The organism is Leifsonia sp. McL0627 (assembly GCF_058244615.1).
Genome location: NZ_JBZCGM010000002.1, coordinates 477,468 through 503,760, shown reverse-complemented (window position 1 = coordinate 503,760; position 26,293 = coordinate 477,468). Strand labels below are relative to the sequence as shown.

25 protein-coding genes are annotated in these 26,293 nt (G+C 70.0%); 14 read left to right on the top strand and 11 right to left on the bottom strand.

Going from position 1 to position 26,293, the window contains the following annotated elements:
• Nucleotide 1 precedes the first annotated feature (1 nt).
• The gene (locus AC37TH_RS02850; protein ID WP_490762843.1) at nt 2–1,564 is read right to left on the bottom strand and encodes an aldehyde dehydrogenase family protein; all 1,563 of its coding nucleotides are present in this window, start codon (nt 1,562–1,564) and stop codon (nt 2–4) included.
• Nucleotides 1,557–2,567: a hydroxyacid dehydrogenase gene (locus AC37TH_RS02845; protein ID WP_490762842.1), complete on the bottom strand. Its 1,011-nt coding sequence runs from the start codon at nt 2,565–2,567 to the stop codon at nt 1,557–1,559. The genes AC37TH_RS02850 and AC37TH_RS02845 overlap by 8 nt, the downstream gene beginning before the upstream one ends.
• Nucleotides 2,568–2,747: 180 nt before the next feature.
• Between AC37TH_RS02845 and AC37TH_RS02840 the strand changes: the two genes are divergently transcribed.
• From AC37TH_RS02840 to AC37TH_RS02820, 5 genes are all read left to right on the top strand, one after another.
• On the top strand, nt 2,748–3,443 hold the full coding sequence (locus tag AC37TH_RS02840) for a ThuA domain-containing protein (RefSeq protein WP_490762841.1): 696 nt from the start codon (nt 2,748–2,750) through the stop codon (nt 3,441–3,443).
• A gap of 159 nt (nt 3,444–3,602) precedes the next feature.
• The gene (locus AC37TH_RS02835) at nt 3,603–4,727 is read left to right on the top strand and encodes a Gfo/Idh/MocA family protein (protein WP_490763844.1); all 1,125 of its coding nucleotides are present in this window, start codon (nt 3,603–3,605) and stop codon (nt 4,725–4,727) included.
• On the top strand, nt 4,727–5,926 hold the full coding sequence (locus AC37TH_RS02830) for a dihydrodipicolinate synthase family protein (protein WP_490762840.1): 1,200 nt from the start codon (nt 4,727–4,729) through the stop codon (nt 5,924–5,926). Before AC37TH_RS02835 ends, AC37TH_RS02830 begins: the two co-directional genes overlap by 1 nt.
• Nucleotides 5,923–6,804: a sugar phosphate isomerase/epimerase family protein gene (locus AC37TH_RS02825; RefSeq protein ID WP_490762839.1), complete on the top strand. Its 882-nt coding sequence runs from the start codon at nt 5,923–5,925 to the stop codon at nt 6,802–6,804. Before AC37TH_RS02830 ends, AC37TH_RS02825 begins: the two co-directional genes overlap by 4 nt.
• A 4-nt stretch (nt 6,805–6,808) precedes the next feature.
• Nucleotides 6,809–8,050: a glycerate kinase gene (locus AC37TH_RS02820; protein ID WP_490762838.1), complete on the top strand. Its 1,242-nt coding sequence runs from the start codon at nt 6,809–6,811 to the stop codon at nt 8,048–8,050.
• Here the strand turns inward: AC37TH_RS02820 and AC37TH_RS02815 are convergent.
• Together AC37TH_RS02815 and AC37TH_RS02810 are read right to left on the bottom strand one after the other, a co-directional pair.
• Entirely contained in the window at nt 8,014–9,033 is a 1,020-nt protein-coding gene (locus AC37TH_RS02815; protein ID WP_490762837.1) for an Abi family protein, read from the bottom strand. The two genes, AC37TH_RS02820 and AC37TH_RS02815, sit on opposite strands and share 37 nt — an antisense overlap.
• 86 nt (nt 9,034–9,119) lie before the next feature.
• Nucleotides 9,120–9,416, bottom strand: a complete 297-nt coding sequence (locus tag AC37TH_RS02810; RefSeq protein WP_490762836.1) for a YciI family protein — start codon at nt 9,414–9,416, stop codon at nt 9,120–9,122.
• A gap of 71 nt (nt 9,417–9,487) precedes the next feature.
• Here AC37TH_RS02810 and AC37TH_RS02805 point away from each other — a divergent pair, with 71 nt between their 5' ends.
• Entirely contained in the window at nt 9,488–9,661 is a 174-nt protein-coding gene (locus tag AC37TH_RS02805; protein ID WP_490762835.1) for a hypothetical protein, read from the top strand.
• Nucleotides 9,662–9,722: 61 nt separating this feature from the next.
• Here the strand turns inward: AC37TH_RS02805 and AC37TH_RS02800 are convergent, their stop codons facing one another.
• A complete protein-coding gene (locus AC37TH_RS02800; protein ID WP_490762834.1) occupies nt 9,723–11,246 on the bottom strand; it encodes an ATP-dependent DNA ligase in 1,524 nt (507 codons plus the stop codon).
• A 176-nt stretch (nt 11,247–11,422) separates the two neighbouring features.
• Here AC37TH_RS02800 and AC37TH_RS02795 point away from each other — a divergent pair, with 176 nt between their 5' ends.
• From AC37TH_RS02795 to AC37TH_RS02785, 3 genes are read left to right on the top strand one after another with little or no spacing between them, the layout of a single operon-like run.
• Nucleotides 11,423–12,628: an NAD(P)/FAD-dependent oxidoreductase gene (locus tag AC37TH_RS02795; RefSeq protein ID WP_490762833.1), complete on the top strand. Its 1,206-nt coding sequence runs from the start codon at nt 11,423–11,425 to the stop codon at nt 12,626–12,628.
• Complete coding sequence (locus AC37TH_RS02790; RefSeq protein ID WP_490762832.1) at nt 12,625–13,521, top strand: RNA polymerase sigma-70 factor; 897 nt, start codon at nt 12,625–12,627, stop codon at nt 13,519–13,521. The genes AC37TH_RS02795 and AC37TH_RS02790 overlap by 4 nt, the downstream gene beginning before the upstream one ends.
• Before the next feature lie 39 nt (nt 13,522–13,560).
• Nucleotides 13,561–13,878, top strand: a complete 318-nt coding sequence (locus AC37TH_RS02785) for a hypothetical protein (protein ID WP_490762831.1) — start codon at nt 13,561–13,563, stop codon at nt 13,876–13,878.
• 13 nt (nt 13,879–13,891) lie between these two features.
• On the opposite strand, the gene AC37TH_RS02780 is transcribed toward AC37TH_RS02785, so the two are convergent.
• The gene (locus AC37TH_RS02780; RefSeq protein WP_490762830.1) at nt 13,892–14,698 is read right to left on the bottom strand and encodes a hypothetical protein; all 807 of its coding nucleotides are present in this window, start codon (nt 14,696–14,698) and stop codon (nt 13,892–13,894) included.
• A gap of 86 nt (nt 14,699–14,784) precedes the next feature.
• Between AC37TH_RS02780 and AC37TH_RS02775 the strand changes: the two genes are divergently transcribed.
• Both AC37TH_RS02775 and AC37TH_RS02770 read left to right on the top strand, forming a co-directional pair.
• A complete protein-coding gene (locus AC37TH_RS02775; RefSeq protein ID WP_490762829.1) occupies nt 14,785–17,706 on the top strand; it encodes a DEAD/DEAH box helicase in 2,922 nt (973 codons plus the stop codon).
• Nucleotides 17,707–17,865: 159 nt separating this feature from the next.
• Nucleotides 17,866–18,990, top strand: a complete 1,125-nt coding sequence (locus tag AC37TH_RS02770; protein ID WP_490762828.1) for a Fic family protein — start codon at nt 17,866–17,868, stop codon at nt 18,988–18,990.
• Between the two features lie 39 nt (nt 18,991–19,029).
• Here the strand turns inward: AC37TH_RS02770 and bla are convergent, their stop codons facing one another.
• Nucleotides 19,030–19,965 (bottom strand): class A beta-lactamase, encoded by a 936-nt coding sequence (bla, locus tag AC37TH_RS02765; protein WP_490762827.1) that lies wholly within the window; start codon nt 19,963–19,965, stop codon nt 19,030–19,032.
• Between the two features lie 87 nt (nt 19,966–20,052).
• On the opposite strand from bla, the gene AC37TH_RS02760 reads away from it, so the two are divergent.
• The 3 genes from AC37TH_RS02760 (at nt 20,053) to AC37TH_RS02750 (ending at nt 22,046) form a co-directional block, all read left to right on the top strand.
• Nucleotides 20,053–20,952 (top strand): LysR family transcriptional regulator, encoded by a 900-nt coding sequence (locus AC37TH_RS02760; protein ID WP_490762826.1) that lies wholly within the window; start codon nt 20,053–20,055, stop codon nt 20,950–20,952.
• A complete protein-coding gene (locus AC37TH_RS02755) occupies nt 20,931–21,827 on the top strand; it encodes a serine hydrolase (RefSeq protein WP_490762825.1) in 897 nt (298 codons plus the stop codon). Before AC37TH_RS02760 ends, AC37TH_RS02755 begins: the two co-directional genes overlap by 22 nt.
• A gap of 69 nt (nt 21,828–21,896) precedes the next feature.
• Nucleotides 21,897–22,046, top strand: coding sequence for a type II toxin-antitoxin system Phd/YefM family antitoxin (locus tag AC37TH_RS02750; protein ID WP_490762824.1), 150 nt, complete (start codon nt 21,897–21,899; stop codon nt 22,044–22,046).
• 188 nt (nt 22,047–22,234) lie between these two features.
• Here AC37TH_RS02750 and AC37TH_RS02745 read toward each other — a convergent pair whose 3' ends face one another.
• From AC37TH_RS02745 to AC37TH_RS02730, 4 genes are all read right to left on the bottom strand, one after another.
• Complete coding sequence (locus AC37TH_RS02745; protein ID WP_490762823.1) at nt 22,235–22,474, bottom strand: hypothetical protein; 240 nt, start codon at nt 22,472–22,474, stop codon at nt 22,235–22,237.
• 116 nt (nt 22,475–22,590) lie between these two features.
• On the bottom strand, nt 22,591–23,667 hold the full coding sequence (locus AC37TH_RS02740) for an LD-carboxypeptidase (protein WP_490762822.1): 1,077 nt from the start codon (nt 23,665–23,667) through the stop codon (nt 22,591–22,593).
• A gap of 4 nt (nt 23,668–23,671) precedes the next feature.
• On the bottom strand, nt 23,672–24,607 hold the full coding sequence (locus AC37TH_RS02735) for an NAD-dependent epimerase/dehydratase family protein (RefSeq protein WP_490762821.1): 936 nt from the start codon (nt 24,605–24,607) through the stop codon (nt 23,672–23,674).
• Nucleotides 24,608–24,667: 60 nt separating this feature from the next.
• On the bottom strand, nt 24,668–26,200 hold the full coding sequence (locus AC37TH_RS02730) for a glycosyltransferase family 39 protein (protein WP_490762820.1): 1,533 nt from the start codon (nt 26,198–26,200) through the stop codon (nt 24,668–24,670).
• Nucleotides 26,201–26,293: the final 93 nt, after the last annotated feature.

Genomic DNA, 26,293 nt, shown 5'->3' with positions numbered 1-26,293 from the left:
GTCAGGCTTCCGCCCAGGCCGGGTATCGCGTCGGGGTGGTCTGGAGGCCGATCCATTGCCGGTTGGTGAAGCCGGCGAGCTGTCCCTCGCCGCCGTGCCGCGCGTAGCCGTCGTTGACGTGCACCTCGTTGCTCTTGACCTGTTCGGCGAAGGCGAGACCCCGCAGGGGGTCGCCGCTGAACACCGAGTTCATGAGCGTGCGGTGCCGGTTGACGAGGGCGAGCGCCTCGGCTTCGGTGTCGACCACGGTGATCGGCATCACCGGGCCGAAGATCTCTTCGGTGAAGACCGGCATCTCCGGGGTGACCCCGGTGAGCACGGTCGGCTGGTAGAACAGTCCGTCGAAGCCGCCGCCGACGGCGACCCTGGCTCCGGATGCGATGGACGGCTGCACGAGTCCGTCGTGGAACCGGCGCAGCTGGGTTTCGCTGATGATCGGGCCGAGGTCCACGTCGTCGTCGAGCCCGTTGCCGACCCGCAGCCTGCTCACGCGTTCGACGACGGCCTCGGTGAACGCGTCCGCTGCGCTGCGCAGCACGATGTGGCGTCCGGCGCTGATGCAGGTCTGGCCCTGGTACCAGAGCGCCGACCAGACGGCGCAGCTGGCGGCCTGGTCGATGTCGGCGTCGTCGAGCACGACGAACGCGTTGTCGCCGCCGAGTTCGGTGGCGACCGGCTTGAACGAGCGGGCGGCGAAGTTGGCGATCTGGTGGCCGACCTCGAACGATCCGGTGAAGTGCACCAGGTCGAGATCGGGATGCTCGGAGAGCGTGCGTCCGGTGGTGGGGCCGTCTCCGGGGACCACGTTGAACACGCCGTCAGGGACGCCGGCCGCCTGCGCTGCTTCTGCGAGGATCTGGCCGCCCGCGATCGGCGTGAGCTCGGCGGGCTTGAGCACGACCGCATTGCCGTAGGCGAGGCCGGGTGCCAGGGCGCGCATCGCGAGGCTCATCGGGTAGTTCCAGGGCACGATGAGGCCGATCACGCCGAGCGGCACGGCGCGGGAGAGCGAGATCTTGCCGTCTTTGTACGGCGGGAGGATCGCTCCGGCGTTCTCGGTGAGCTGGGTGGCGGAGTTGTTGAGCTGGGTGATCGCCTGCCCCAGTTCCTCCTCGGCCTTCTCGGCTGTGCCGCCCGTCTCGCGGATGATCAGGGTGATCAGTTCGTCGCGCCGCAGTTCGAGCTGGCGGCCGAAGTCGCGGATGATCTCGCTGCGCCGGTTGGCGTTCACCGCGCCCCAGGCGGGCTGCGCCTCGACGGCGGTGCGGACGGCGCGGTCGACCTGCGCCGCCGACGCGTTGCCGTACGTGCCGAACCGGGTGCCGGACGCCTTGTCGAGCACGGGAAGGTCGTTCCCGGCCTCCGGATCTTCGTAGCGGCCGCCGATGAAGACCTGGGCGGTGTAATCGCGGAGCTGGTGCATGGTCGCCTCCCGGCGCGGAATGGAATGGGGTCGGGTCTCAGTCTCTGTCACGTTCGCGGTGCGCTCGGCTGTGCGTTCGGCGGTGCGCTCGGCGGTGCGCTCGGCGGTGCGCTCTTCCGCCGCAGTCAGGTTCTCAGGCAACGGCGATCAGAGCTTCTTTCGTGACCGGATGCTCGGCGGGCTCGCCAGCGACGAACAGCTCGGCCTCGCGTCTCGCGCACTCGCCGAGCCTCCGCAGCTCGGTGCCGAGCGCGCCGGCCACGTGCGGGGTGAGGATCACGCCGTCGAGCGAGCGCAGCGGGTGGTCGGCGGGCAGCGGCTCCGGATCGGTGACGTCGAGGATGGCGCGGACGCCGCGTTCCCGCACGGCCGCTTCGAGCGCATCCTGATCGACGATGGGAGCGCGGGCGGTGTTGATGACGGTCGCGCCGTCCGGGAGGAGCGCGAGCTGGGCGGCGCCGACCATTCCGACCGTCTCCGGCAGCAGGGGCGCGTGGACGCTGACGATGCTGGACTGGGCGAACAGGTCGTCGAGGGCGACCTGCCTGGCGGAAGCGAGCACGGGGTCGCCCGCAGCGAGGTACGGGTCGTAGAGCAACACGTCGATGTCGAACGGCTGCAACAGCTCGATGACCCTCCTGCCCACCCGGGAGGCGCCGACGATGCCGACCGTGCGCTGGAAGTTCCCGATGGCCGGATCCGGCGACTCGTCGTAGAGCGCAGGATCGGCGGCGTAGCGGCGGATGTAGTCGGGGACGCGCTTGCCAGCCAGCAGGATCATCGCGAGCGTGTACTCGGCGACCGGGTATGCATTCGCGCTGGCCGCACTGGTGACGCGGATGCCGCGGTCCCAGGCCTCGTCGTCCAGGTGACCCTTGACGGTGCCCGCCGCGTGGATGATCGCGCCGAGTCGCGGCATCGCGTGCAGGGCGGCCGGACCGATCTGCGGGGAGCCCCAGCCGGTGATCAGCACGTCGATCTCGGCGAGGCGTTCGGGGGTGATGTCGGCGAAGTCTTCGATGGTGGTCGCGGTGTCGAGGTCGAGGATGCGGCAGAGGGCGGCGAGGTCGTCGTCGGAGAAGAGCAGTGCGGGCAGGTCGGGTCGCATGGCGAACGCGGCGACGGGGGTGCGTCGTGGTGTCATCGTCGACTCCTCTGGTGGCTGCTTTGCGACTGTTCCGGTAGCGGGATTGCGCATTCCCAGAATGCGCATTCCTCATCATGAATCCTCGAAGCGGATTCGTCAAGCACGGATTCCCGCGCGGGCGTGCTGCGGTGTGCCTGCCGGTTGTCATCCAGCCCGGAAGGCGCTTACCATCCGGGTATGGCAGACCACGACGCACCCGTGCCCCACGCGCTCATCCTCAGCGGCAATGGCCGGTACGACGACCCCTGGCACCCGTTCGCCGACACATCCGCCCGCCTGGCCGGCATCCTGCGTGGGGAGGGCTTCGAGGCCGAGGTCTCCGGCGACGTGGATGCGCAGCTCACCGCCCTCGGACAGAACCCGCCTGACCTCCTCGTCCTCAACATCGGAGACCCGGCGCTCACGGCTCCCGACGACCCGCAGCCGGAGGCGGAACGACGCGCGCGAGACGGGCTCCTCTCCTACCTGGCAGGTGGGCGCCCGCTACTCGCGATGCACGTCACCTCCACCTCGCTGCGCGGGGTGCCGGAGTGGGAGTGCATCCTCGGCGGCGTCTGGGTGCGCGGCACGACCATGCACCCGGACTACTCGCGGGCCCGGATTCGCGTGTATCCGGAGCGGCATCCGATCGTCTCCGGCCTCGCCGACTTCGAGGTCGACGACGAGCGGTACGCCTACCTGCGCACCGCGCCGGACATCGTGCCGCTCGCGACCCACGAGCACGACGGCCAGGAGTTCCCGCTGCTCTGGACGCGCACCTACGGAAACGCCCGCGTGGTCTACGACGCACTCGGCCATGACACCGCGTCGTACGACTCCGAGACCCACCGAGCGATCATCGCCGCCGCGGCCAGGTGGCTCGTCGGGAACTGACGCAGAGGCGGGCGCCCAACCCACGGTTGACGAACGCCACTCACGCGGCCTACGCTGGTAAGCGCTTTCCCATCGCATCAACAACGACATCCGCTTAACCGCACCACCGCATCCCGCGACAAAGGAGTTCCAGTGTCAGAGTCGACCATCGGTATCATCATGAACGGCGTCTCCGGCCGCATGGGTTACCGCCAGCACCTGCTGCGCAGCATCCTCGCCATCCGCGAGCAGGGCGGCGTGCTCCTGTCCGACGGCAGCCGAGTTCAGGTGGAGCCCATCCTGGTCGGCCGCAGCGAAGCCAAGCTGGCCGAGCTCGCCGCGAAGCACGACATCGAGCACTTCACCACCGACCTGGATGCGGCCCTCGCCGACGACCGCTGGCAGATCTACTCCGACTTCCTCGTCACTAAAGCCCGCGCCTCCGCCATCAAGAAGGCCATCGCGGCGGGCAAGGCCATCTACACCGAGAAGCCCACCGCCGAGTCGTTCGAGGAGGCGCTGGAGCTCGCGCGTCTCGCCGAGGCGGCCGGCATCAAGAACGGCGTCGTGCACGACAAGCTCTACCTGCCCGGGCTGCGCAAGCTGAAGCGGCTCATCGACTCCGGGTTCTTCGGCCGCATCCTGTCGGTGCGCGGCGAGTTCGGCTACTGGGTGTTCGAGGGCGACTGGCAGGCCGCGCAGCGCCCGAGCTGGAACTACCGGGCCGAGGACGGCGGTGGCATCGTCGTCGACATGTTCCCGCACTGGTCGTACGTGCTGGATAACCTGTTCGGCACGGTCGAGTCCGTCTACGCCCGCGCGGTCACCGAGATCCCGTCGCGGGTGGACGAGAACGGCCAGTCGTATGCCGCGACCGCCGACGACGCCGCGTACGCGATCTTCGAGTTGGAGGGCGGCATCACCGCCCAGCTCAACTCCAGCTGGACCACCCGCGTCAACCGCGACGAACTGGTCGAGTTCCAGGTGGACGGCACCCTCGGCAGCGCCGTGGTCGGCCTGTTCGGCTGCAAGATCCAGCCGCGCAACGCCACCCCGAAGCCGGTCTGGAATCCCGACCTGGCCGACGAGCACGACTACGACACCGACTGGATCGAGTCCCCGGCCAACGAGGTGTTCGAGAACGGTTTCAAGACGCAGTGGGAGGAGTTCATCCGCCACGTGGTCGACGACGGACCGAACGAGTACGACTTCCTGGCCGGTGCGCGCGGCGTCCAGCTTGCCGAGCAGGGTCTGATCTCGTCGCGCGAAGGGCGCCGCATCGACCTGCCGGCGGTCAGCCTCTGATGCCGGGGCTCGTCCTCCTGAACGGCGACGGCGTCACCAGCGCCGTCGATCTCGCCGCCGCTCCGTCGTTCGCGAAGCCGACGGCGCCGCTTTCCTCCCGCACCGCGTACGCGGCGGCGCACGTCGTCCCGAAGCCATGGGCGGAGAACGTGCCAGGCGCCCCGGCCGACATCGACTGGGATGCGACACTCGCCTTCCGCCATCACGTCTGGTCGTGGGGGCTCGGCGTCGCGGACGCGATGGACACCGCCCAGCGCAACATGGGCCTGGATGCGCGCGCCACGCGCGACCTCATCGCGCGCAGCGCCGCCGAGGCCCGCTCGGTGGGCGGCGCGATCGTGGTCGGGGTGAACACCGACCACGTCGAGGACGAGGTCATCTCTCTCGACGAAGTGATCGACGCCTACCTGGAGCAACTGCACTTCACCGAGGACGCGGGCGCCGGCGTGGTCCTGATGGCGAGCCGCCATCTCGCCCGCGTCGCCACCTCCGCCGCCGACTACGAGTGGGTGTACCGCGCGGTGCTGAGTGCCGCATCCACCCCTGTCGTGCTGCACTGGCTGGGCGCTGCGTTCGATCCGACGCTCGCCGCCTACTTCGGTTCGACGGACAGCGCGGTCGCCAGCGAGACGGTGCTGCGGATCATCGAGGACAACGCCGACCACGTCAGCGGCATCAAGATGAGCCTGCTGGATGCGGACGCCGAGATCGCGCTGCGCTCCCGCCTCCCGCAGACGGCCAGGATGTTCACCGGAGACGACTTCAACTATGTCGGCCTCATCGAGGGGGACGGGGGCGACGGCCACAGCGCCGGGGGCGCCCACGGCGACGGCGGCGCCCACTCGGATGCGCTGCTCGGCGCGTTCGCGGCCGTCGCGCCCAGCGCCTCCGCCGCCATCCAGGCGCTCGACGCAGGCGATGTGGATCGCTACCGCGCGATCCTCGGCCCGACCGAGGCACTGTCCAGGCAGGTGTTCGCTGCGCCGACCTTCTATTACAAGACCGGTGTCGCCTTCCTGTCCTGGCTGAACGGGCACCAGGAGTCGTTCACCATGATCGGCGGCCTGCACGCGGCGCGCAGCCTGCCGCACCTGTCCGAGATCGTCCGGCTGGCGAACGCGTCCGGTGCGCTGGAACGCCCGGAGCTCGCCGCCGACCGCTGGCACTCGCTGCTTCGACTGAACGGATTCACCGCATGACCGCGCCGCAGCCTCTCCCGCAGACGAAGCCCCATCCCCGGCTCTCGATCAACCAGGCGACCATCAAATACGCCGACCTCGACACCGCCCTGCGTGTCACGGCCGAGGCCGGCGTGCAGAGCATCGGACTGTGGAGGGAGCCGGTCGCCGAGGTCGGTCTCCGCGAGGCCGCCGCGCGGGTCGCCGACTCCGGCCTGCGCGTGTCGAGCCTGTGCAGGGGCGGGTTCTTCACCGCGTTCGATGGCGAGGACCGCCGCCGTTCCATCGACGACAACCGGGCCGCGATCGAGGAGACCGCGACCCTCGCCGCCGCGGGGGCAGACGGCTCCGCCGCCGTGCTCGTGCTCGTGGCCGGCGGCCTGCCCTCCGGCTCCACCGATCTGCGCGGCGCCCGCAACCGGATGCGCGACGCCGTCGCCGAGCTCGAACCGGATGCGCGCGCGGCCGGGGTCACGCTCGCCCTGGAAGCCCTGCATCCGATGTACGCCGCCGACCGCGCCGTGCTCTCCACGCTCGGCCAGGCGCTCGATGTCGCCGAGCAGTTCCCGGCCGAGTCTGTCGGGGTGGTCGTCGACACCTTCCACCTCTGGTGGGACCCGGCCGTCCTCGACCAGATCGCGCGAGCGGGCGCATCCGGTCGGATCGCCAGCTACCAGGTCTGCGACTGGGTCACCCCGCTCGCTGCCGATGTCCTGCTCTCGCGGGGCATGATGGGCGACGGGCACATCGACTTCGCCTCGCTGACCGCCGCCGTCACGGCTGCCGGTTACGCGGGCGACGTCGAGGTGGAGATCTTCAACCAGGCGATCTGGGATGCGGCACCGGCGTCGGTCGTCGAACGCACCGTTCGGGCGTTCGCCGAGCACGTGCCACTGTAGAGGCATGCCGCACACCGTCGTCGTCGCGCCGGACTCCTTCAAGGGGTCGGCGACGGCCACCGCCGTGGCGGAGGCGCTCGCCGCCGGCTGGTCGTCCGTCCGTCCGGACGACCGCGTGGTGCTCGCGCCGATGGCCGACGGCGGCGAGGGCACCCTGGACGCGTTCGAAGTCGCCGTCCCCGGAGCCGTCCGCCACGCCGTCACTGTGCTCGGCCCGGCCGGCGCGGAGGTGGAGGCGTCGTGGCTGTCCCTCCCGGACGGCACCGCCGTCGTGGAACTGGCAGAGACGAGCGGTCTCGCCCACATGCCGCAGCTCGCCCCGCTCGACGCTCACACCTTCGGCTTCGGCCAGGCCATCGCGGCAGCACTGGATGCGGGGGCGACCGCTCTGCTGCTCGCCCTCGGCGGCAGCGCATCCACGGACGGCGGCGTCGGCGCCCTCGCCGCCCTCGGCGCCCACTTCACCGACGCGGCAGGCCGCCCGATCCGCCTCGGCAACCGGGGGCTCGGCACGCTGGCCCGCGCCGACCTGAGCGGTCTTCCGCCGCTGCCGCCCGGCGGTGTGCGCATCCTGAGCGATGTGACCAACCCGCTGCTGGGCCCGACGGGAGCCGCGGCGGTGTTCGGCCCGCAGAAGGGCGCGACCCCGGAGCAGGTCGTCGGACTGGAGTCCGGCCTGGCGCGCCTTGCGCGCGTGCTTGGCGGCCCGCGGCCCTCCGCGTCCGCAGCAACCCCGCAGTCCCCGCCGACCCCGCCGACCCCGCATCGAGTGGTCCCGAATCGCCGCGACGCGGGCACGCCGCACGGCAATTCGGGACCACTCGTTGCGATTCGTCCCGCCACCCCCGGCGCGGGAGCGGCGGGCGGCACCGGCTACGGTCTGCTCGCGTGGGGCGCCGAACTCGCGCCCGGCTCGGCGGCCGTCGGCGACGCGCTCGGACTGCCCGCGCTCGTGGCGGCGGCCGATGTCGTGATCACGGGAGAGGGGCGCTACGACGCGCAGTCGGCGGCGGGCAAGGTCCCGGCATACGTGTCCGCGCTGGCCCAGGATGCGGGTGTGCCCGCGCTGCTCGCGGCCGGCGCGATCGAGGCGCCGGCGGACGCGTTCGCGGCCGCGGTGTCGCTGAGCGATCTCGCCGGAAGCGCGGGCGCCGCGATCGCCGACGCCACCCGCTGGGCGCGCGAGGCGGGGGCGGCGCTGGCGCGGGCCTACTCCGCCGTTGTCCCCAGGTCTGTCGTGCGCTGAGCGCGCCAGACTTCGTGCTTCTCCCATCCAGGAGGGGCGCCCAAGCTGGCTGTCGAGAGAGCACCGACAGGGAACAGTGCGAGGTGCGCGGCGAGTCGTTCGTTCCAGTCGCACTCCGCTTCGACAGTGCGTAAGAGGTAAGCCATGATCGCAAGGGCGTTGTAGACGCCGAACTGCCCTTTCGGTCCGGGCGTCTCAAGTAGATGATCAAGCAAAGGCACACGCCCGCTCATCGGTCTGCTCGGGGCCGCGACGAGCTTGCGATTGAAGAGGCGGGCGTGGTGTGCCGAGACGTTGCGTACATAGTTGACGCAGGCGATCCAACTGCCGAACATCTTCTTCGTGGGGACACCGTATGCGTTCGCGATGGTCGTCGCGATGTCGCCTTGCAACGCTCCGAACAGCCGCCCGAGGTGGCCGAGTTCCAGAATCTCCGTGAGCGCCCAGATCGGGAGAACACCGTCGTAGTGGTCGCGAAAATGGGCGACAAACGCTTCGTCGGATCCGTCCTGGCGCTTCTGAACGCGGTCGAGCCATTGTGTCAAGCCGCTCGGAACTGGATGCCCGGCCGCATCCATCGCCTCAACAGTGAACGAGGGAACGAAGTTCGCGGGATCGTGATGGGCAAAGCCCGAGCGGGCACCGAGTGTGTATCCGAGTTGCATTCGGAGAGAGATCTCGATCCGCTCGACGGCGTCAAGTACGAGCAGCCGGAGTGCACGGTCGAAGTCGATCAGCTGCGCGGCGTAGTCGATCGACGTTCCAGGTCGGTAGGCGGCAAGAACGCGCACGCGTTCTCTTCCCTGCTCGTCGACGAACGTCTCGGACGTCCGAAAAGGGTACAGATAGCCCGTCAGGCGGTAGTAACCGACCTGCTGCAGAAGATCCTTCGCGACCGAGGGTTCACCGATCTCGACTCCGCGGCGGCTGAGCTTGTCCATCTGTTCGTCGAGCGTCAGCCACGGTTTCGAATACTGGGACACAATCCTCCCGGTTAAGAAAATCAGCCCGAGCTGTTAAGCGAGCGGGCTGATCGTGATACTTCACATTACCACAGAAGGGCCGACGCTCACGCCCCGCGCAGCAACGTCACCCGGAACCCCCGCAGCTCTCCGCGCGCGAACCCTCCCGCGATCGCCGGGTCTTCCTCCATGAACGCCTGCGCCGCCGCCTCGTCGTCCGCTTCGAACACACAGATCCCCGTGTTCTTGTGCCCGAGCGTCGGCCCCACCAGGATCACGCGACCCGCCGCGAACTCGCGCTGCAGCCGCGCCCAGTGCCTGGCCCACGCCTCCTTCTCCGCGTCGGTCATGGTGGCGGCGAAGTCGTCGCGCGGGGGATGAAGGAAGTAGATCCACTCGCTCATGCCGCCATCATGCTCTGACTGTTCCCGTCGCGCATCCGGTGGAGGACAATCGGTGTCGGAAGGGAACGATCATGGACGATCTCACCGGAACCTCGACAGAACGCGCACACCGCCTTGCCCGCCTCGACGCGGACGGTCCACTGCCGCCGGAGTGGGTGCGGCGCCAGCTCGATCTGGTGCTCGCCGCGTGGGCGGACGACGAGAAGACACTGGATGTGGAGGCGGAGGGCCGAGAGGACTTCTGAGCTACGCCGAGCGGCCCGCCTACTCCCGCAGCAGGCCCGCCTACTCCCGCAGCAGCCCCGCCTACTCCCGCAGCACCCCGCGCAGCGCCTGGATCGTGTCCGCCTCCGCGGCGTCCTTGTCGTCGCGGTACCGCTTCACCCGCGCGAAGCGGAGTGCGATCCCGCCCGGATACCGGCTGGACCGCTGGACCCCGTCGATCGCGATCTCGACCACCGTCGTCGGCGTCACCCACACCGTCCCGGTCGTGCGGCGCACCTCGATCTGCTGGAAGTGCTCCGTCTGCCATTTCAGGATCTCGTCGGTGAGGCCTTTGAACGTCTTGCCGACCATCACATACCCGCCCGGCTCGCCGAACTCGCCGGCCGGGTCGAGCGCGCCGAGATGGAGGTTCGAGAGCCAGCCCTGTCGGCGGCCGGAGCCCCATTCGCAGGCCAGCACCACCAGGTCGTAGGTGTGCACAGGCTTGACCTTGATCCAGGACGATCCGCGTCGGCCCGCGGCGTATGGAGAGTCGATCGCCTTCACGACCACGCCTTCCTGCCCGGCGGCCAGCGCATCCTGTGCAATGCGCTCAGCGACCGCCGGGTCGTCGGTGACCTCGCCAGGGATGCGGTGCTCGCCCGCGATCCGCTCCAGTTCCGCTCTGCGCGTCGACAGCGGTTCGTCCAGGAGGTCGCGGCCGTCGACGTGCAGCACGTCGAAGAACCAGGGATGCAGCACCACCTCGCGTGCCGCCTCAGCGCCGAACCGTGACATCGTCTCCTGGAACGGCCGCGGTGCGCCGTCCTCATCGAGCGACAGCGTCTCGCCGTCGAGGATGACGTCGCGCACCGGCATCGAACGGACCACCTCCACCACCTCCGGCACGCGCCGGGTGATGTCGGCGAGGTTCCTGGTGAACACGCGCACTTCGTCGCCGAGCCGGTGCACCTGGATGCGCGCCCCGTCGAGCTTGTACTCGACCGACGCCTCCCCGGTCGTCGCGAGCGCCGCCGATGCGCTCGCCGCCGTCGCAGCGAGCATCGGCTGCACCGGGCGGCCGACCTGCAGGCCGACCGCGTCGAGTTCGGCGGCGGTGCCGGTCAGCGCGAGCCGTGCCGTCTCGCCGAGGTCTCCGGTCAGCATGGCGGCGCGCCGAACCGCGTCGCCCGGGCGGTCTGCGGCGCGTGCGATGGCGTCGGTGAGCACGCCCTCCAACGCTCCGGTGCGCATCTCGCCGAGCAGCGCTCGCGCGATGAAGTCTTGTTCCTGCGTCGTCGCGCGTTCGGTGAACTCCCGCAGTTCGCGGGTGCGGTCCCCGGCCGACCCCGCACCGGACAGCGCGGCGAGCCGGTCGATCAGCGCATCCACGTCGTCGACAGTGAGGCTGGGCTCGGCGGCGGGCGATCCCATCGCGGCGGACAGTCCGCGCCAGCCGACGCCGACCCTGCCCTGACGCGGCTTGCCGACGAGCAGCCCGACCGCCGTCGCGATCTCCTCCGGCGCGAGCTGCGCGAGCAGCCCCGCCAGCGCATCCACTTTCGCCAGCCGCGACCGAGTGGATGCGACCGCTTCCGACGTCTTGACCAGCTCATCAACCAGCACCCCCACATCCTCCCACCCACCCCCGACCCCGCCCCCAAGCAATCGAGTCGGGACTTATGCACGCGACACGCCGGGTGCAGGCGTACATAAGTCCCGACTCGATTGTTCCGCAGCGCTGTCACACGGGCGGCCTGGCCGGTGTCTCAGGGGTGTAGCGATCGAATGAAGGAGATCTCATGGCTCAGCACACCCGGGTCGTCGTCATCGGCGGTGGATACGCCGGCGTGACGGCGGCGAACCGGCTCACCGGAAACGACGACGTGGACGTGACCATCGTGAACGCGCGCCCCGTGTTCGTAGAGCGGATCAGGCTGCACCAGCTGGCGGGAGGTTCGGACGACGCGGTCGTCGACTTCGAGAAGGTGCTCGCCGACCGCATCCGGCTCGTGGTGGACACCGTGGAGCGCATCGACACAAGCGCCAGGACCGTACTGCTCGCCTCCGGAGCCACGCTCGACTACGACTACCTGGTCTACGCGCCGGGCAGCGGCCGCGCCGCGGTCGGCGTGCCGGGGGTCACCGAGTTCGCGCATCCCATCGCCGACCTCGACGACGCGCAACAGCTGCGGGATGCGCTGGCCGCCACCGAAGCGAGCGCGAGCGTCGGCGTGGTCGGTGGCGGCCCGCTCGGCATCGAGACCGCCGCGGAGCTCGCCGAGACCGGTCGACGCGTCGTCCTGTTCTGCGCGGGTCAGCTCGGTCCGTCGCTGCACCCGCGCGCTCGCCGTGTGGTCGCCGAACGGCTGGCGGCGCTCGGCGTGACCGTGGAGGACGGCCCCGGCTCGCGGGTGACCGCCGTGACCCCGGATGCGGTGGAGCTGGCCGACGGCAGGAGCATCCCGAGTGCGGTGACGATCTGGGCGGCCGGGTTCGGCGTGCCGGAGCTGGCACGGCGCAGCGGGCTGACCACCGATGCGCTCGGCAGGCTCGTCACCGACGAGACGCTGACGAGTGTCGACGACGACCGGATCGTGGCGGCCGGGGACTCGGCCGCACCTTCCGGCGTTCCGCTGCGGATGAGCTGTCAGGCGGCCGGTCCGCTGGGCGGCCACGCGGCCGACACCGTGCTGCGCCGCATCGCGGGGGAGCAGCCGACGCCCCTCTCGATGGGCTTCGTCGGCCTGTGCATCAGCCTGGGACGCGGCAGCGGCATCTTCCAGTTCGAGCACAGGAACGACACGGCGACGCGCGCATTCATCTCCGGGCGTGCAGGGGCGAAGGTCAAGGCGCTGGTCTGCTGGGGCACGGTCGAACAGCTCACGCTCGAGGCCAAGCGACCGGGGATCACGCGGCTGCCCGCCTCCTTCGGTGACAAGGAGCGTCGTCGTATGCTCGCAGAGTCGGGCGCGCTCGCTGCGTCCGGCGGAGGGGGACGGAAGTGAGCGACGACGCGCCGGACGATGCGACGGAGTTCTTCGTCGCCCACCGCAACCTCCTGTTCACGGTCGCCTACGAGATGCTCGGCTCCGCTGCCGACGCGGAGGACGTGCTGCAGGAGACCTGGCTGCGTTGGGTGAAGGTGGACAGGACGAACGTGCGCGACGAGCGCGCATACTTGGTGCGGATCACGACCAGGCAGGCGCTCAACCGGCTGCGCACCGTGCAGCGTCGCCGTGAGTCGTATGTCGGGCCGTGGCTTCCGGAGCCGTTGCTGACGACACCGGATGTGGCGGAGGACGTCGAACTCGCCGAGAGCGTCTCGATGGCGCTGATGGTGGTGCTGGAGACCCTCGGGCCGACCGAGCGGGTCGTCTTCGTGCTGCGGGAGGTGTTCGGGTTCAGCTTCGACGAGATCGCCGCCGCCGTGGAGCGGACGCCGGCAGCTGTGCGACAAATCGCCCACCGCGCCCGCGGGCACGTCGAGGCGCGGCGCCCCCGCGTCACCGTCACGGCCGACGAGGCGCGTGAAGCGCTCGAAGCGTTCAGGGTCGGCGTCGAGACAGGGAACGCGCAGGCGGTCCTCGCGGTGCTCGCCCCCGACGTCGTGCTCCTCAGCGACGGCGGCGGCGTGAAGCAGGCGGCGCTCCGCCCGATCCTGGGCGCGGACAAGGTGGTGCGCTTCATCACGGGCGCCATCAGCAAGACCGGCGCGGTCGTGACCGGGGAGGCGACGACGGTCAACGGCAACCCGGCCCTGCTGCTCAGTGTCGGCGGGGAGCTGGACGGCGTACTCACGGCGCAAGTCGCTGACGGCAGGATCGTCGGCCTGTACTTCGTCCGCAACCCGCAGAAGCTGACGCGGGTGGCGGAGGAGACGGTGCTGTCGCGGCGGTGACCTTCCCTTCCCTGGCGCTGATCCCCTATCGTCAGGTTCATGACCGATGCGCCGCACCCGTCCAGCGCCCGCTTCGGCGGCCGTGAGCGGATTCCCGCCATGTTGCTGCTGGTGCTCGGAGTGACGACGGCGATCGCCGGTGTCATCGGTGCTCTCGCCGCGAAGGGTGCGGCCGATCAGGCCATCTTCCGGGCCTCCATGCCGACGCTCCCCGTTCACGTGTACACCCAGTACACACAGCGCGCGTTCATGCCCGACTACACCGCTGTGGAGATCGGCCTGGCCGTTGTCGCGCTCGGTGTGCTCGTCGCCGTGATCGGGATCATCGTCACGGTGCGGAGACGGCGACTGGCCTGAAACGGGCGCGTCGCTAAAGCGGAGGGTCGACGACCCGCACGCCGGTGAAGTCTGCGACGTCTCGCACATCCCGGACGAGGGGCACGGACACCGGCCTCACCCGCACCAGGTCGGCGCCGGTGGGCTGCTCACCGCCCGACGAATCCAGCCAGGCCTGGTCTCCCACCCAGGGAAGCCTCCGCAGTTCCTGCACGAAGTTGACGACGTTCTCCGTCGCGCCGTCGATGACGAGCATGAACGAGTTGGACCCTTCGATGGCGAGTAGTACGGACGTGGGGTCGGGGATGTCGTTCGCGTCGACCGTGTATGGCTCGTAGCGACGGCCCTGTGGCACATCGTCGGGAGTGAGGATCGCGTTCAGAGCTGCCAGCGCCGCGATGATCGGTCCAGTGAAAAGGGCGGATGGCGGAAAAAGGAGTGCAGCGCCGATGGCTGCGAAGCTCAGGATCGCGAGGAGGCGATTCCTTCCCGCTTTCGACCCAGGGTTGACGGAGAACCTTGCGAAGAACGACCCGTTCCCCAGGTCGACGATCGTCAGCTCGACCCGGCCGATGTCGTCCTGCCGTTCCCACTCCTCCGCTCGGAACCGCTCTGGGTCGAGCGTCGCGACCGCGAGCGCTGCGGCATCCAAGCTCAACTGCAGGAGCTGCTGCACCGCGATGGCTGCGCGTGCGTCCTGGTTGTCGACGTGCACGACGATGTCGACGCCGTCGAACGGTGCGGTGTCTGGTGTTTCGAATGCGACCCGCTCGGCGACATCCAGTTCCATCAGTATCTGCGCCAGACCGGCCACGTCAGCCTGATAGGCCTCGGTGCTCACACGCGAAGGCTAGACCCGCATAGGGCCGCCGGACAATACCCGGCCCGGCGACCTCGCCTGTCACCCGCCCGTGAGAGGCTGAGTCCATGTCCGACACCCCCATCTCTGCCGGGTGGAAGGCGAGTGTCTCCGGTCTCACACGTCCCGTGGTGGCGACACCGGTCGGCGCGACCGCGATGGGGTTGCAGTTCGAGCTGCGGGAGCGGGTGCGCGCATCCACTGGCCGGTGGGATGCGCCGAAGTCGCACACCGCGAGCGCGGCGACCGCCGGTGGCCGCGCGAACGCGCTCCTGCGCCTGGGGGTGCGCCCCGTCGTGCTCAGCAAGACCGGCAACTGGGTGCGTGGTTCGCTGACCTGGTCGTCGCTGCCGCACCTGCTCAACAGGCTGGCGCTCGATCCCGCCCAGCACACCTGGTTCGGGCAGTTCGCTGCGCTGCATCGGGCTGGACGCGATGTGTATGTGCCCGGGGAGGCGGACTGGCTGTTCCTCGACGAGTTCACCGGGCCGCTGCTCTGGCCGCTGCTCGACGAGGCCGAACGGCTGGGGGTCTCCCTCGTCACGGGCAAACGCGAGACGAACGTGACGGTGACGCGCGGTGCCCGCATCGCGGTCGACGCGGACACGAGGCCGGACGGCGGTCTCCGCCTGCGGACTATCGCCGTGGTCGACGACGTGGCGCATCCGGCGTCGACGGCCGGGGCCATCGGCGACCACGGAATCTACCTCTGGACCCTCGAACCGGAGCCCGCCTTCACCCTGGCGCGCACGGCAGGGCCGCTGACCGCTGAGCAGCGTCGGCTGCTCGTCGCCGACGACACCATCCAGGTGCCGCCGGACGAGACGGCCGAATTCCTCGGGATGTACTACCCGCGGCTGCAGAGCGTCGTCGAGGTGGTGAGCACGGATTCGTCGGTGACGTTCCCCGAGATTCTGCCGCCCGTGCTCGTGCTCACCGTGACGTTCGGGGCGAACGACCGGCTCGACCTCGACTGGGCGTGGCTCTCCGCGACCGGCAGCGAGCCACTGGATGCGCATCCGGTGCCCGGCGGGATCGCCGACGCCCTTGGGCACCGGCCGCACGCCGCCGAGCTCAGTGGTCTCGACGCTGCCGAATTCTCCGCCACGCTCCTTCCCGCCCTCGAGCGGAGGACGGACCTGCGCGTGGACATCGTCGGCTCCCGGCCGGACTACCGGGAGCTGGTCGAGGCACCGAGACTCGTCGTGACCACGATGGAGACCGACAAGCGCGACTGGTTCGACCTGGGCGTGCTGGTCACTGTGGAGGGGCGCACGATCCCGTTCACCCCGCTCTACAAGGCGCTGTCGCAGGGGCGGCCGAAGCTGTTGCTGGTCGACAAGTCGTACCTCTCGCTGCAGCAGCCGATCTTCGACGAGTTGCGCGCACTGATCGACGAGGCGAAATCGCTCGACGAGTGGGAGCCGGGCTCGCTCAGGATCAGCCGGTACCAGGCGAGCCTCTGGTCCGAGTTCGTCGAGCTCGGCGACGAGGCGCACCAGGCCGATTCGTGGCGGCGGACGGCCGACGGGCTGCGGGCCATCCGCGACGGCGAGTCCCTGGACGACCTCCCCGTACCGGACACGATCCAGGCCACGCTGCGGCCGTATCAGGTCGACGGCTTCCGCTGGCTGGCGTTCCTCTGGGAGCACGGCCTCGGCGGGGTCCTCGCCGACGACATGGGCCTCGGCAAGACGCTCCAGACCCTCGCGCTGATCGCCCACGCCCGCACCACCAACCCGGATGCGCCTCCCTTCCTGGTGGTGGTGCCGACGTCGGTCGTGCCCAACTGGCTGTCGGAGGCCTCCCGGTTCGCGCCGGGGCTGACCGTTCGTGCCGTCACGGCGACGCAGGCGGCGAGCCGCCGCACGCTCCGGGACATCGCCGGAGGAGCAGACGTGGTGGTCACCTCCTACGCGCTGTTCCGGCTCGACGCCGCGCGCTACCAGGGTGAGGAGTGGGCGGGGCTGATCCTGGACGAGGCGCAGCTCATCAAGAACCACCGGGCGAAGGCGCACGAGGCCGCCCGCGATCTGCGCGTCCCGTTCAAGCTGGCGATCACCGGCACCCCGATGGAGAACGACCTCCTCGACGTGTGGTCCATCTTCCGCGTCGTCTCCCCCGGCCTGCTCCCACCCCGCTCCGCGTTCACGGACAGATACCTCAAGCCGCTCGCGGAGGGCGACAGACCAGACCTGCTCCTGCGGTTGCGGCAGCGCGTGCGGCCCCTCATGCTGCGGAGGACGAAAGAGGCCGTGGTCTCCGAGCTGCCGCCGAAGCAGGAGCAGGTGCTGCGCGTCGAGCTGGCACCGCGGCACCGCAAGCTCTACGACCTGGTGCTGCAGCGCGAGCGGCAGAAGATCCTCGGGCTGGTCGACGATCTCGACCGCAACCGGTTCATCGTGTTCCGTTCGCTCACGCTGCTGCGGATGATGGCGCTCGACGCCTCCCTGGTCGACGAGCAGTACGCGGGCATCCCGTCGGCGAAGATCGACGTGCTGCTGGAGGAACTCGACGACGTGGTCGCCGGAGGCCACCGCGCCCTGATCTTCAGTCAGTTCACCAGCCTCCTTCGCAGGGTCGCCGCGCGGCTGGAAGAACGAGGCATCGCGTACGCATACCTCGACGGGTCGACGCGGCGGCGCGGCGAGGTCATCGACGCCTTCCGCGACGGCGACGCCCCCGCGTTCCTGATCAGCCTCAAAGCGGGCGGCTTCGGGCTGAACCTGACCGAAGCCGACTACGTCTTCCTGCTCGACCCGTGGTGGAACCCGGCCGCCGAGTCGCAGGCGATCGACCGGACCCACCGCATCGGCCAGCGCTCCAACGTGATGGTCTACCGGATGATCGCCGACGACACCATCGAAGACAAGGTCATGGCGCTGAAAGACCGGAAGGCCCGTCTCTTCGACGCGCTGATGGACGACCCTGGTGGCGCGTTCGGCGCGACCCTCGGCGCGGAGGACATCCGCGGATTGCTGGGGGAGTGACGGGCGGTAAAGCATAATAACGGGCTCGTTATTATGCTTTAATGGTGCTAAAGCATAATAACGGGAACGGTATTACGGTTTATGGACGCATGGCCCGCGCACGGCAGTGAGGTGTTTCCTTGGCGCCAGGCGCAGAGGGGCGGTTCCCGCGAGGACCGGATGTTCACCGAGCTCACTGCGACCATCCCGCCGAACATCGCCGAACTCGACTACGACCCGTCGTTGGAACTCGTGCGCGACAGCGAGAGCGCCCTGCTGGCCGTGGCCGTGACCGACACCGTGGCGGCGGGCCACAGCGAAGCGATGTCCCGCTTCCTGATGCGCACCGAGTCGGTGGCGTCGTCGAAGATCGAGAGGATCAACGCGTCGGCGGAGGACTTCGCGCGAGCGCTCGCCGGGGGGAAAGGCAACACGAGCGCGACGAGCATGGTCGCCGCCTCCACTGCCCTGCACGCACTGGTGCGGGACGCAGGGGAGACCGGGACGATCACGCTCGCCGGGATACTCGCGGCGCACAGCGCCCTGATGGTGGACGACCCTCACGAAGCGCTCTACGCGGGTCGGGTGCGCGACATGCAGAACTGGGTGGGAGGAAGCGACCATTCGCCGCGAGGCGCCCTGCACGTTCCTCCCGCACCCGAGCGCATCCCGGAGCTGCTCGACGATCTGGTCGCCTACCTGAACCGCGACGACGTGCCGGTGCTGATGCAGGCATCCATCGCGCACGCCCAGTTCGAGTCGATCCATCCGTTCACCGACGGCAACGGCCGCATCGGCCGCGCGCTGATCAGTGCGGTGCTGCGCCGCCGCGGCGTCACACGGAACGCGGTCATCCCGCTTGCGAGCGGGATCCTCGCCCGCCGCGACGACTACTTCGACGCGCTCACCGCATACCGCGGGGGCGATCCGGCCGACATGATCCGCCTCATTGTGACGGCGACGCGGATCGCAGCGGTTGAGGCGCGCGTCTCCATCGACAGCATCTCCGCGCTCACCGATGATTGGCGTGACGACCTGGACGGACGCCAGGGATCGGCGGTGGCGAACCTCATCCCGGCGTTCTACGACCATCCGGTGATGGGTGCTGCCGAGGTCGAGCGGCTGTCCGGTTCGGGGGCGGTGCAGACCTACAAGGCCCTCGACCGGCTCGCCGCTGCAGGGATCATCCGGGAGATCACCGGGAGGAAGCGCGACAGGGTCTGGGTCGCCACCGACCTCATGGCCGAGCTCGACGAGCTGGATCGGCGCATTCAGGAGGAGATGCGTCTCACCCGCGCGAGGTGAGTCGCTGGGGTCACCAGCTGCGCCGGTGACCCCGTTCCGTCAGCGCCCCAGCGCCCCCACCGCGACCTTCGTCGCCGCGGCGATCAGCGCGTTGTCCGGTGTGGCGTCCGGCGTGCTCTTCCGCGTCAGCACCACCACGACGATCGGGGCACGACCCGCCGGGTAGACCACCGCGATGTCGTCACGCACCCCGTACTCGCCGGTCCCCGTCTTGTCGGCGACCGGCCACTCCGGCGCGACGCCTGCCCGGATGGTGTCGTCGCCCGTCGTGTTGTCGAGCATCGTGTTGCGCAGCAGCGTGCGGTCAGCGGTCTCCAACGTCGTGCCGAGCACCACCGAGCGGAGGTCGGACGCGAACTGGGCGGGCGTCGTCGTGTCGCGCGGGTCGCCGGGGACGGCTGCGTTGAGGTCGGGTTCGACGCGGTCGACGTTGGTGACGCGGTCGCCGATGCCGCGCATCCACTGTTCGACGGCGTCCGGGCCGCCGAGCCGGGCGACCAGCAGGTTGGCGGCGGTGTTGTCGCTGAAGCGGAGCATCGCATCCAGCAGTTCGCGCACGGTCATGCCGGTGTCGACGAACCGGCTCGTGATCGGTGCGTATGCCAGCAGGTCGGCCCGGGTGTAATGGACGACCGTGTCGAGGTCGGCGGCGGTCGCGCGCTGCAGGGTGGCGGCGGCGATGAATGTCTTGTTCGACGACGCGAAAGGGAATCGCTCGCCCGCGCGATAGCCGACCGTGCGGCCATTTCCCGTGTCGATCGCCGTGACGCCGAGCTGGGCGGCGTGCTCGCGTTCGAGGGCGGCGAACGCGCGGGTGGTGGCGGCGGAAGCGGACGCACCAGTGAGTGCGGACTGTGACGATGCGGAGGTGGCCGGCGCAGCCGACGCGAGCGACACCTGGCAGCCGGTGAGGACGGCGGCTGCTGCGACGGACACCGCCGCAGCGCGGAGGGCGATTCGTGTTCGAGTGTTCATGCCATCAGCCTCACCCGGCCGAACCATCCCGCAAAAGACCAGAACGCGCTGAACCATGCCCTAAACGCATGGGTCTAGGCTGCCAGGATGGATCTGATCGCCGCCTTCCGGGTGCTCGTCGAGATCGACGAGCGCGGCACGGTGACGCGCGCGGCGGCGGCACTGGATGTTGCCCAGTCGGTCGCGAGCCGTCGCATCCTGGCGCTCGAACGGCATTTCGGCGCCCCGCTCCTCGAACGGAGCGCCAGGCGAGCGGTGCTCACCGGGTTCGCGCGCGACCTCCTGCCGTCTGCACGCCGGCTGCTTCGGCTCGCCGACGAGGTCGAACTCGACGCGGAGCGCGCGCGGCTGCGGCCGGTGACGGTCGCGGTGCCGGTGGGATGCTCGACGCGCGACCTCGCCGTCGCCGACGCGGCGGGGCGCGCAGCCGGCCTCCGCCTCGAGTTCAGAGCAGAGCCTCCGGTGCGTCGCGCCGAGCTGGCGACCACGCTGGGCGTGCGCGTCGCCGTCCTCGCCGTCCCCGTGGACGGGGCGACCTGGGTGGCGGGGCTCGGCGCGGCAGGGCGTCGTCCGTCCGACCGGCCGCTCCGACTGGATGCGCTGCGGGTGAGCAGGGGCGGCCGGATCCGCGACGCCGACGCCGGGACGCGCATCCGGATCGGCCCGGAGGACGACCTGCCCCACCTGCGCGACCTCGTCACCAGGGCCGGGTACGCTGCCGGGCTCCTGCCGGGGCAGCTGCCGGTGGATGCGTCCACCACGGCCGCGCTCGCCGCGGTCATCGCCGACGGCGACCTGCTCCTGTGCACCAGGGCGGAGGCGGACGACCTCGGTCTGCACTGGCGCCCGTTTGTCGGGCTCGCCATCGCGCGTGGGTTCGCGCTCGCCGGGGACAGCGACCACGACGTGGATGCGGTGCGGGCGGCCGTCACGGACGAACTCGCGGCGGCGCTGGGGGCCGGTCGATGCCTGACCAGCGGCTGCTAGCGGACGTCCGCGCCGGGCTCGAAAGCGCTGGGTTGCGCGCATCCATCGTCGTCCGGGACATCGACTCCGGGCGTGAGGTCGCCCTCGACGGCGACGTCCAGACCCCGGCGGCGTCGCTCGCCAAGGTGCCGATCGCGCTGTCCGTACTCCTCCGTGTCGCAGACGGCAGGCTCGACGGCGGGCTGCCGGTCACCGTTCCACCCGGGGATCCGGCCGAGGGCACGCCGGGCACCGGCCGGTTCCGCCACCCGTCCACCATCGCCGTCGACGATCTGGTCTCGCTCGCGCTCACGATCAGCGACAACGGCGCTGCCGATGCCCTGCTCGCCATCGTGCCGCCCGCCGAGGTGATGGCCGATCTGGATGCGCTCGGTCTCCGCGGCATCGCGGTGCGGCATCCGTTCGCCGAGCTGTCCGACACCCCGCTCGAACGGTTCGAGCCCGGCGAGGCGCACCTCGCCCACACCCTCGCGATCCGCGGCAGCACTCCCGCCCACGGGCATCCGGTGCGCCAGCTCGACGTCGCGCGCACCAACACGGTCACCGCGCGCGGCTTCGCGGACCTGCTCGAAGCCGTCTGGCGGGAGCAGGGCATTCCCGCAGCCGTCTCCGCGCGGCTGCGAGAGCACCTGCTCGGCAACGCGATCCGGCACCGCCTCGCGCCGGACCTGGCTTCGGACGACGCTCGCTGGGCGTCGAAGACCGGCACGATCCTGAACCTGCGCCACGAGGCCGGCGTGCTCGAACACGCCGACGGTTCGCGCTACGCGATCGTCGCGTTGAGCGCGTCGAGTGTTCCTGCGTCTGTGCAGCCGGCGGCGGAGGCCGCGCTCGGTGCGGCGGCGCGCGCACTGTATGAGGGCCTGCGGAGGTGACTGCGGCTCGATGCGGTGGCACCGCGAGCAAATAGGACGGTTTGATCAATTCGCCGCGTCGCTGTGCTGGTGGACGCCGACGAATTCGACCGCCTGATCGAGCGGGTCGAGGATCTCGACGACGCGGAAGCAGCTCAGGCGGCACGGGATGAGCCGGAAGAGACGAGCGAGTTGCCGGTTCCGTGGGATGAGGTCAAGGCGGAGCTCGGGCTGGCGTGAGCTCTCAGTTGGAGTTCGCTCCGGCAGCCGTGCGACGACCGTCTCGTGGTCCTGGTACTTCAGGTCGGTGATCGCCGGGAGATCTACCGGTAGCCCGCCCTCCTCGACCTGGGAATCGCGTGCGCGCAAGTGAGCGCATACTCCGGTCACATCGCGTGGCAGACGATCTCGTCGATGTGCTTGAGGAGTTATTTATCGGTTTCTGAGGGATCCGAAGTGGTCCCGTGCAACTCCTGCGAGGCGGCTCGATCGAGCCGCCTCGCACGGCGGGAAGCATCGACCATGAGTCCGGCACACATCCCGAAACCGAGCACCACGAGCCCCCAACCGACACTGCCGGGCCAACCAGAGAGTGCCACCACGACGGCGACCACAGCACCAATCACGCCAGCTGTGGCGGCCATAATCCGTTCACCGGTGATGCTCATAGCGGCTAGCGTAGCGGCGGACGGTCGGACAGAGCCGGGCAGCGGGAGGAACATTCCGCACCGTGCGCGCCACCCTGCTGCCAATGCCGTCGCCGCTCCGGATGGCTCGACGCCTGTCACGAGTAGTCCGCCACGATCGTCTTCGCCGCGCCGTCCAGCTCGACCACCCCGCCGTACGGCAGGATCCACTGCGGACGCGTGTGGCCGAACGGCACGCCCGTGCACACCACAGCATCCGGGTTGCAGCGGGCGACCTCCTCGATCACGGTGTCGCTCTGCTCCGTCCGGTACGCCTGACGTTCCGCCGCGGACGGGATGAGCAGCTGCGTGCTCGACGCAGGCCGGGCGAGCAGGACGCCCGCGACAGCCGAGAGCACTCCGCGCTCGCCGAGAGCGCGCACCCAGCGGCGGACCACGACCGCAGGCGGCACCTCCTCGCTCGACTCGAGCAGGAGGATGCACCCGTGGAGGTCGTCGACGCGCGGCAGCCGGTCGGCGACGGCGAGCTGATCGACCACCTCGATGCACCCGCCCCACGTGCGGCCGGACACGCGGCGCTCCGGTCCTGCCCACCGCCACGGCTCGGTCGCTTCGCGCTCGCCGGAGCTGGTCAGCGCGAGCGGAGACAGCCAGTCGATCCCGAAATCTTCCGAGACGCCCGGGTCGGTCAACGCGATCCGTCCACCGTCGAGGAGCGCGGCACGGAGCGCCGCCAGGTGGATATCGTCGATGGCGGGGCCCGCGCCGAGTTGCACCTGGGTGGAGCCGCCGTAGTACGCCGTGATCCCGTGGCCCCACAGCCAGTTCAGGATGTTCGTATTGTCGCTGTATCCGAGGAAGATCGTGGGATTCGCGGTCACCAGCGACGGGTCGAGGTGAGGCACGACCGTGATCTGGTCGTCGCCGCCGATCGTCGCAAGGATCGCGCCGATGGCGGGGTCGGCGAACGCCGCGTCGAGGTCGGCCGCCCGCGCCTCCGGCGTCGCACCCAGGAGGCGGGTGGTCGGGTATTCGACGGGCACGAGACCCGTCGCCTCCCTGAGCCGCCGCATCGCCTGCTCGTGCACGTCCGGGGCGAACCCCGGTGCGGCGAACGACGGCGAGAGCACGGCGACCCTGTCTCCCGCGCGCAGCTTCGGCGGCGAGGTGAACGGGGGATCGCTGAGCTGCGGGGGTGTGAGCGGCGGCGCCATGGCCTCATCCAACCAGACGCACCCAGTCCACTTCGTCCATCAGCAGTTCGAGGCTGTCGCCGACCGGCGCGTATCCGAGGGCAGTGGATGCGGTGGTGTCGAGCACGATCGGGTTGGCGGACCGCCACGGGTGGTGTCCGCGCTCGTGGTCGCCTGGCTCGTCGGTGAGGTCGATCGTGCCGTCCCAGCCGACGTGCGCGCCGATCGCGTGCACGATCTGCTCGGCCGTCGGGGTGTCCGGATCGGCACTGTTCAGGATGCGGCGCCCCGGCAGCGTCGCGACCGTGCGGATCAGCGCGGCGGTGTTCGCGGCGGCGGTCAGGTGGTCGACCGACCGGCCGAGGTCGGCCAGTTCGATGCGCTCGTCGCCCCGGACCATGCGCTCGACGAAGCCGCGCGTCCTGGCGTTGCGCGCCCAGCGGCCGTGCACTTTCGACGGCCGGATCAGTGTGACGGGGAGTCCGCTGTCGAGCGCCGCGAGTTCCACGGCGACCTTCGACGGCGCGTACCCTTCGCGCGTGTGCGGGTCGACGTCGTCGGACGCCGGGGGAAGTGTCGGGTTGTCTTCGTGCAGCGGCACCGGGAATCGTGGTGGCTCATCGCCGTTGATGTGGTGACCGTCCGCATCCACATAGACCGCCCTGGTCGAGATGACGACGGTGTGCCCGGCGGTCGCCATGACCGGCAGCAGGCTTCGCACATCCGGTGCCGAGTAGGCCACCAGGTCGACGAGCAGGTCGGTGTCGTCGCCGACCAGCTGCCGGATGCGCGGCACATCGTCTCGAGGCAGGGCGTGAAACAGCACCCCGGCGCCGGACAGCTCGCGCGGCATCGCCGCCGCGTCGCGGCCGGTGACATCGACCGTCCAGCCGTGTCGTGCGAGCGCGTCCGCCGTCGCACCACCGATGGCGCCCGTGCCGCCCAGGATCACCGCGCGCATCTGCATCCCCCTGTTCGTTGACCGGTCTACAAAGCTACCGTGCGACGGTCGAGGGGCGGCTCACCGTTCCAGTTCGATGATCAGCGCCTGATGCGTCGCCACGCGCACCCCGGTCTGCACGAACCCTTCGTTCTCCAATGGCAACAGCCCCCAGTCGTCCGGTTTCGACGGCGTGCCCGCGTATTCGACGAGCCAGACGCGCTCGATCCCGGCCAGACGACCGCGTGCGTCGGCCTGCTCGACGGTGTAGACGCTGTCGTACCACGTGTAGTTCTTCTGATACGGCACTTTGAGCGTCACGTCTACCAGGCCGGCGAATCCGGCAGGGTAGGTGTGCATCGCGAGCCGTGGACGGCGCGACGGCCGCACGGACTGGTCGAAGATCACTCCGTCTCCGGCCTTCGCGTGGGCGCCGATCGCGGCGCTCACTTCGGCCCAGTCGCTGTTGTTCTTCGCGTACGGCGTGCGCTGGCTCAGGTACACCGGTGTGATTAGCGCCACCAGCACGGCGCCGGCGGCGATCCCGGCCCAGGCCCGCACCGTGAACAGCGAGCGGATGCCGCAGGCGACGAGGATGGCGGCGGCCGGGGCGCAGAACGAGACGTAGCGGCCGGTGAAGCTGGGGATCACGGCCTGGGCGGAGACGAGGATCACGGTCGGCACGATCAGCCAAGCCATCGCCACCATGATCAGCGTCGGCGTGGTCCGCGTCACCATCCAGGTGTCGCGGACGCGTGCCTGCCTGCGCCGCCACCACGGGATGCCGACCGCGGCCAGGATGAGCGCCCAGCACAGGCCGGCCACCCACCACGAGTCGAACCAGAGGGAACTGAACATCGTCTCGAACGACGTTTGCCCGGTAGTTGCCAGATAAGCGATCTGGTGGCTCTCGAGGAGCCCGACGATGCCGAGCGGCACGGCGGCGATCGCCGCTCCTGCGACGGCGATGCCCCAGCCGATGAGCGTCGCTCGGCTGGTGCGGACGGTCGCGAGGATGATGGCGTGCACAATGGCGAACAGGGCGACGTAGAGGAACACGTATGTGCCGACCGCGAGCAGAGCGCCGTAGGCGATCCACCAGGCCGTGCCGACCTCGCGCCTGCGCAGGATCTCGACGAGCAGTACGGTCAGCCACGCGACCGCCGCGGCGCTGAACGCGAACGAGCGCGCCTCCTCGCCCATGTAGGTCACGCGGGGCAGGGTCATGCACACGGCACCGGCCAGGAGTGCCATCCGGCGGCCGTCGAGCCGCCAGACGAGGACGACGACGGCCGCCGTCGTGAGCCCGACTGCGACAGCGCTGGGGAACCGCAGCGAGAACGGGGATGTCCCGAAGACGCTGATCCAGGCGTGCAGTCCCAGGTAGTACGTGCCGTGCACGGCGTCGACGTGCCCGAGCATGTGCGCCAGGGAGGGGAGTGACCGCTGCGCCGACATCACGCTCGCGGCTTCGTCGCCCCAGAGGGACGGAATCCACGAACCGGCCGCCGAGATCAGGGTCGCCAGAAGGCCGGCCAGGGTGGCGACGAACCAGCGCGCGTCGGTGAGGGCGCGGACGGGCGCCGGAGCACGGCTCGTTTCGATGACGGACATAGGGCGACCTCCCCTCGCGTGGGCGAACGGTTCGCGACCAGTTCAGTATGTTTTATCCCAGAAACCTCCAAGACAACGGAGAGCGTCGAGAAC

Excerpts from the sequence above, each read along its gene's own strand:
- AC37TH_RS02840 (WP_490762841.1), top strand. The coding sequence starts at position 2,748 with ATGGCAGACCACGACGCACCCGTGCCCCACGCGCTCATCCTCAGCGGC.
- AC37TH_RS02810 (WP_490762836.1), bottom strand. The coding sequence starts at position 9,416 with ATGAGCGAGTGGATCTACTTCCTTCATCCCCCGCGCGACGACTTCGCC.
- AC37TH_RS02775 (WP_490762829.1), top strand. The coding sequence starts at position 14,785 with ATGTCCGACACCCCCATCTCTGCCGGGTGGAAGGCGAGTGTCTCCGGT.
- AC37TH_RS02740 (WP_490762822.1), bottom strand. The coding sequence starts at position 23,667 with ATGGCGCCGCCGCTCACACCCCCGCAGCTCAGCGATCCCCCGTTCACC.
- AC37TH_RS02745 (WP_490762823.1), bottom strand. The coding sequence starts at position 22,474 with ATGAGCATCACCGGTGAACGGATTATGGCCGCCACAGCTGGCGTGATT.
- AC37TH_RS02820 (WP_490762838.1), top strand. The coding sequence starts at position 6,809 with ATGCCGCACACCGTCGTCGTCGCGCCGGACTCCTTCAAGGGGTCGGCG.
- AC37TH_RS02735 (WP_490762821.1), bottom strand. The coding sequence starts at position 24,607 with ATGCGCGCGGTGATCCTGGGCGGCACGGGCGCCATCGGTGGTGCGACG.
- AC37TH_RS02845 (WP_490762842.1), bottom strand. The coding sequence starts at position 2,567 with ATGACACCACGACGCACCCCCGTCGCCGCGTTCGCCATGCGACCCGAC.
- AC37TH_RS02785 (WP_490762831.1), top strand. The coding sequence starts at position 13,561 with ATGACCGATGCGCCGCACCCGTCCAGCGCCCGCTTCGGCGGCCGTGAG.
- AC37TH_RS02730 (WP_490762820.1), bottom strand. The coding sequence starts at position 26,200 with ATGTCCGTCATCGAAACGAGCCGTGCTCCGGCGCCCGTCCGCGCCCTC.
- AC37TH_RS02830 (WP_490762840.1), top strand. The coding sequence starts at position 4,727 with ATGCCGGGGCTCGTCCTCCTGAACGGCGACGGCGTCACCAGCGCCGTC.
- AC37TH_RS02835 (WP_490763844.1), top strand. The coding sequence starts at position 3,603 with ATGAACGGCGTCTCCGGCCGCATGGGTTACCGCCAGCACCTGCTGCGC.
- AC37TH_RS02770 (WP_490762828.1), top strand. The coding sequence starts at position 17,866 with ATGTTCACCGAGCTCACTGCGACCATCCCGCCGAACATCGCCGAACTC.
- AC37TH_RS02805 (WP_490762835.1), top strand. The coding sequence starts at position 9,488 with ATGGACGATCTCACCGGAACCTCGACAGAACGCGCACACCGCCTTGCC.
- AC37TH_RS02795 (WP_490762833.1), top strand. The coding sequence starts at position 11,423 with ATGGCTCAGCACACCCGGGTCGTCGTCATCGGCGGTGGATACGCCGGC.
- AC37TH_RS02825 (WP_490762839.1), top strand. The coding sequence starts at position 5,923 with ATGACCGCGCCGCAGCCTCTCCCGCAGACGAAGCCCCATCCCCGGCTC.
- AC37TH_RS02760 (WP_490762826.1), top strand. The coding sequence starts at position 20,053 with ATGGATCTGATCGCCGCCTTCCGGGTGCTCGTCGAGATCGACGAGCGC.
- bla (WP_490762827.1), bottom strand. The coding sequence starts at position 19,965 with ATGAACACTCGAACACGAATCGCCCTCCGCGCTGCGGCGGTGTCCGTC.
- AC37TH_RS02755 (WP_490762825.1), top strand. The coding sequence starts at position 20,931 with ATGCCTGACCAGCGGCTGCTAGCGGACGTCCGCGCCGGGCTCGAAAGC.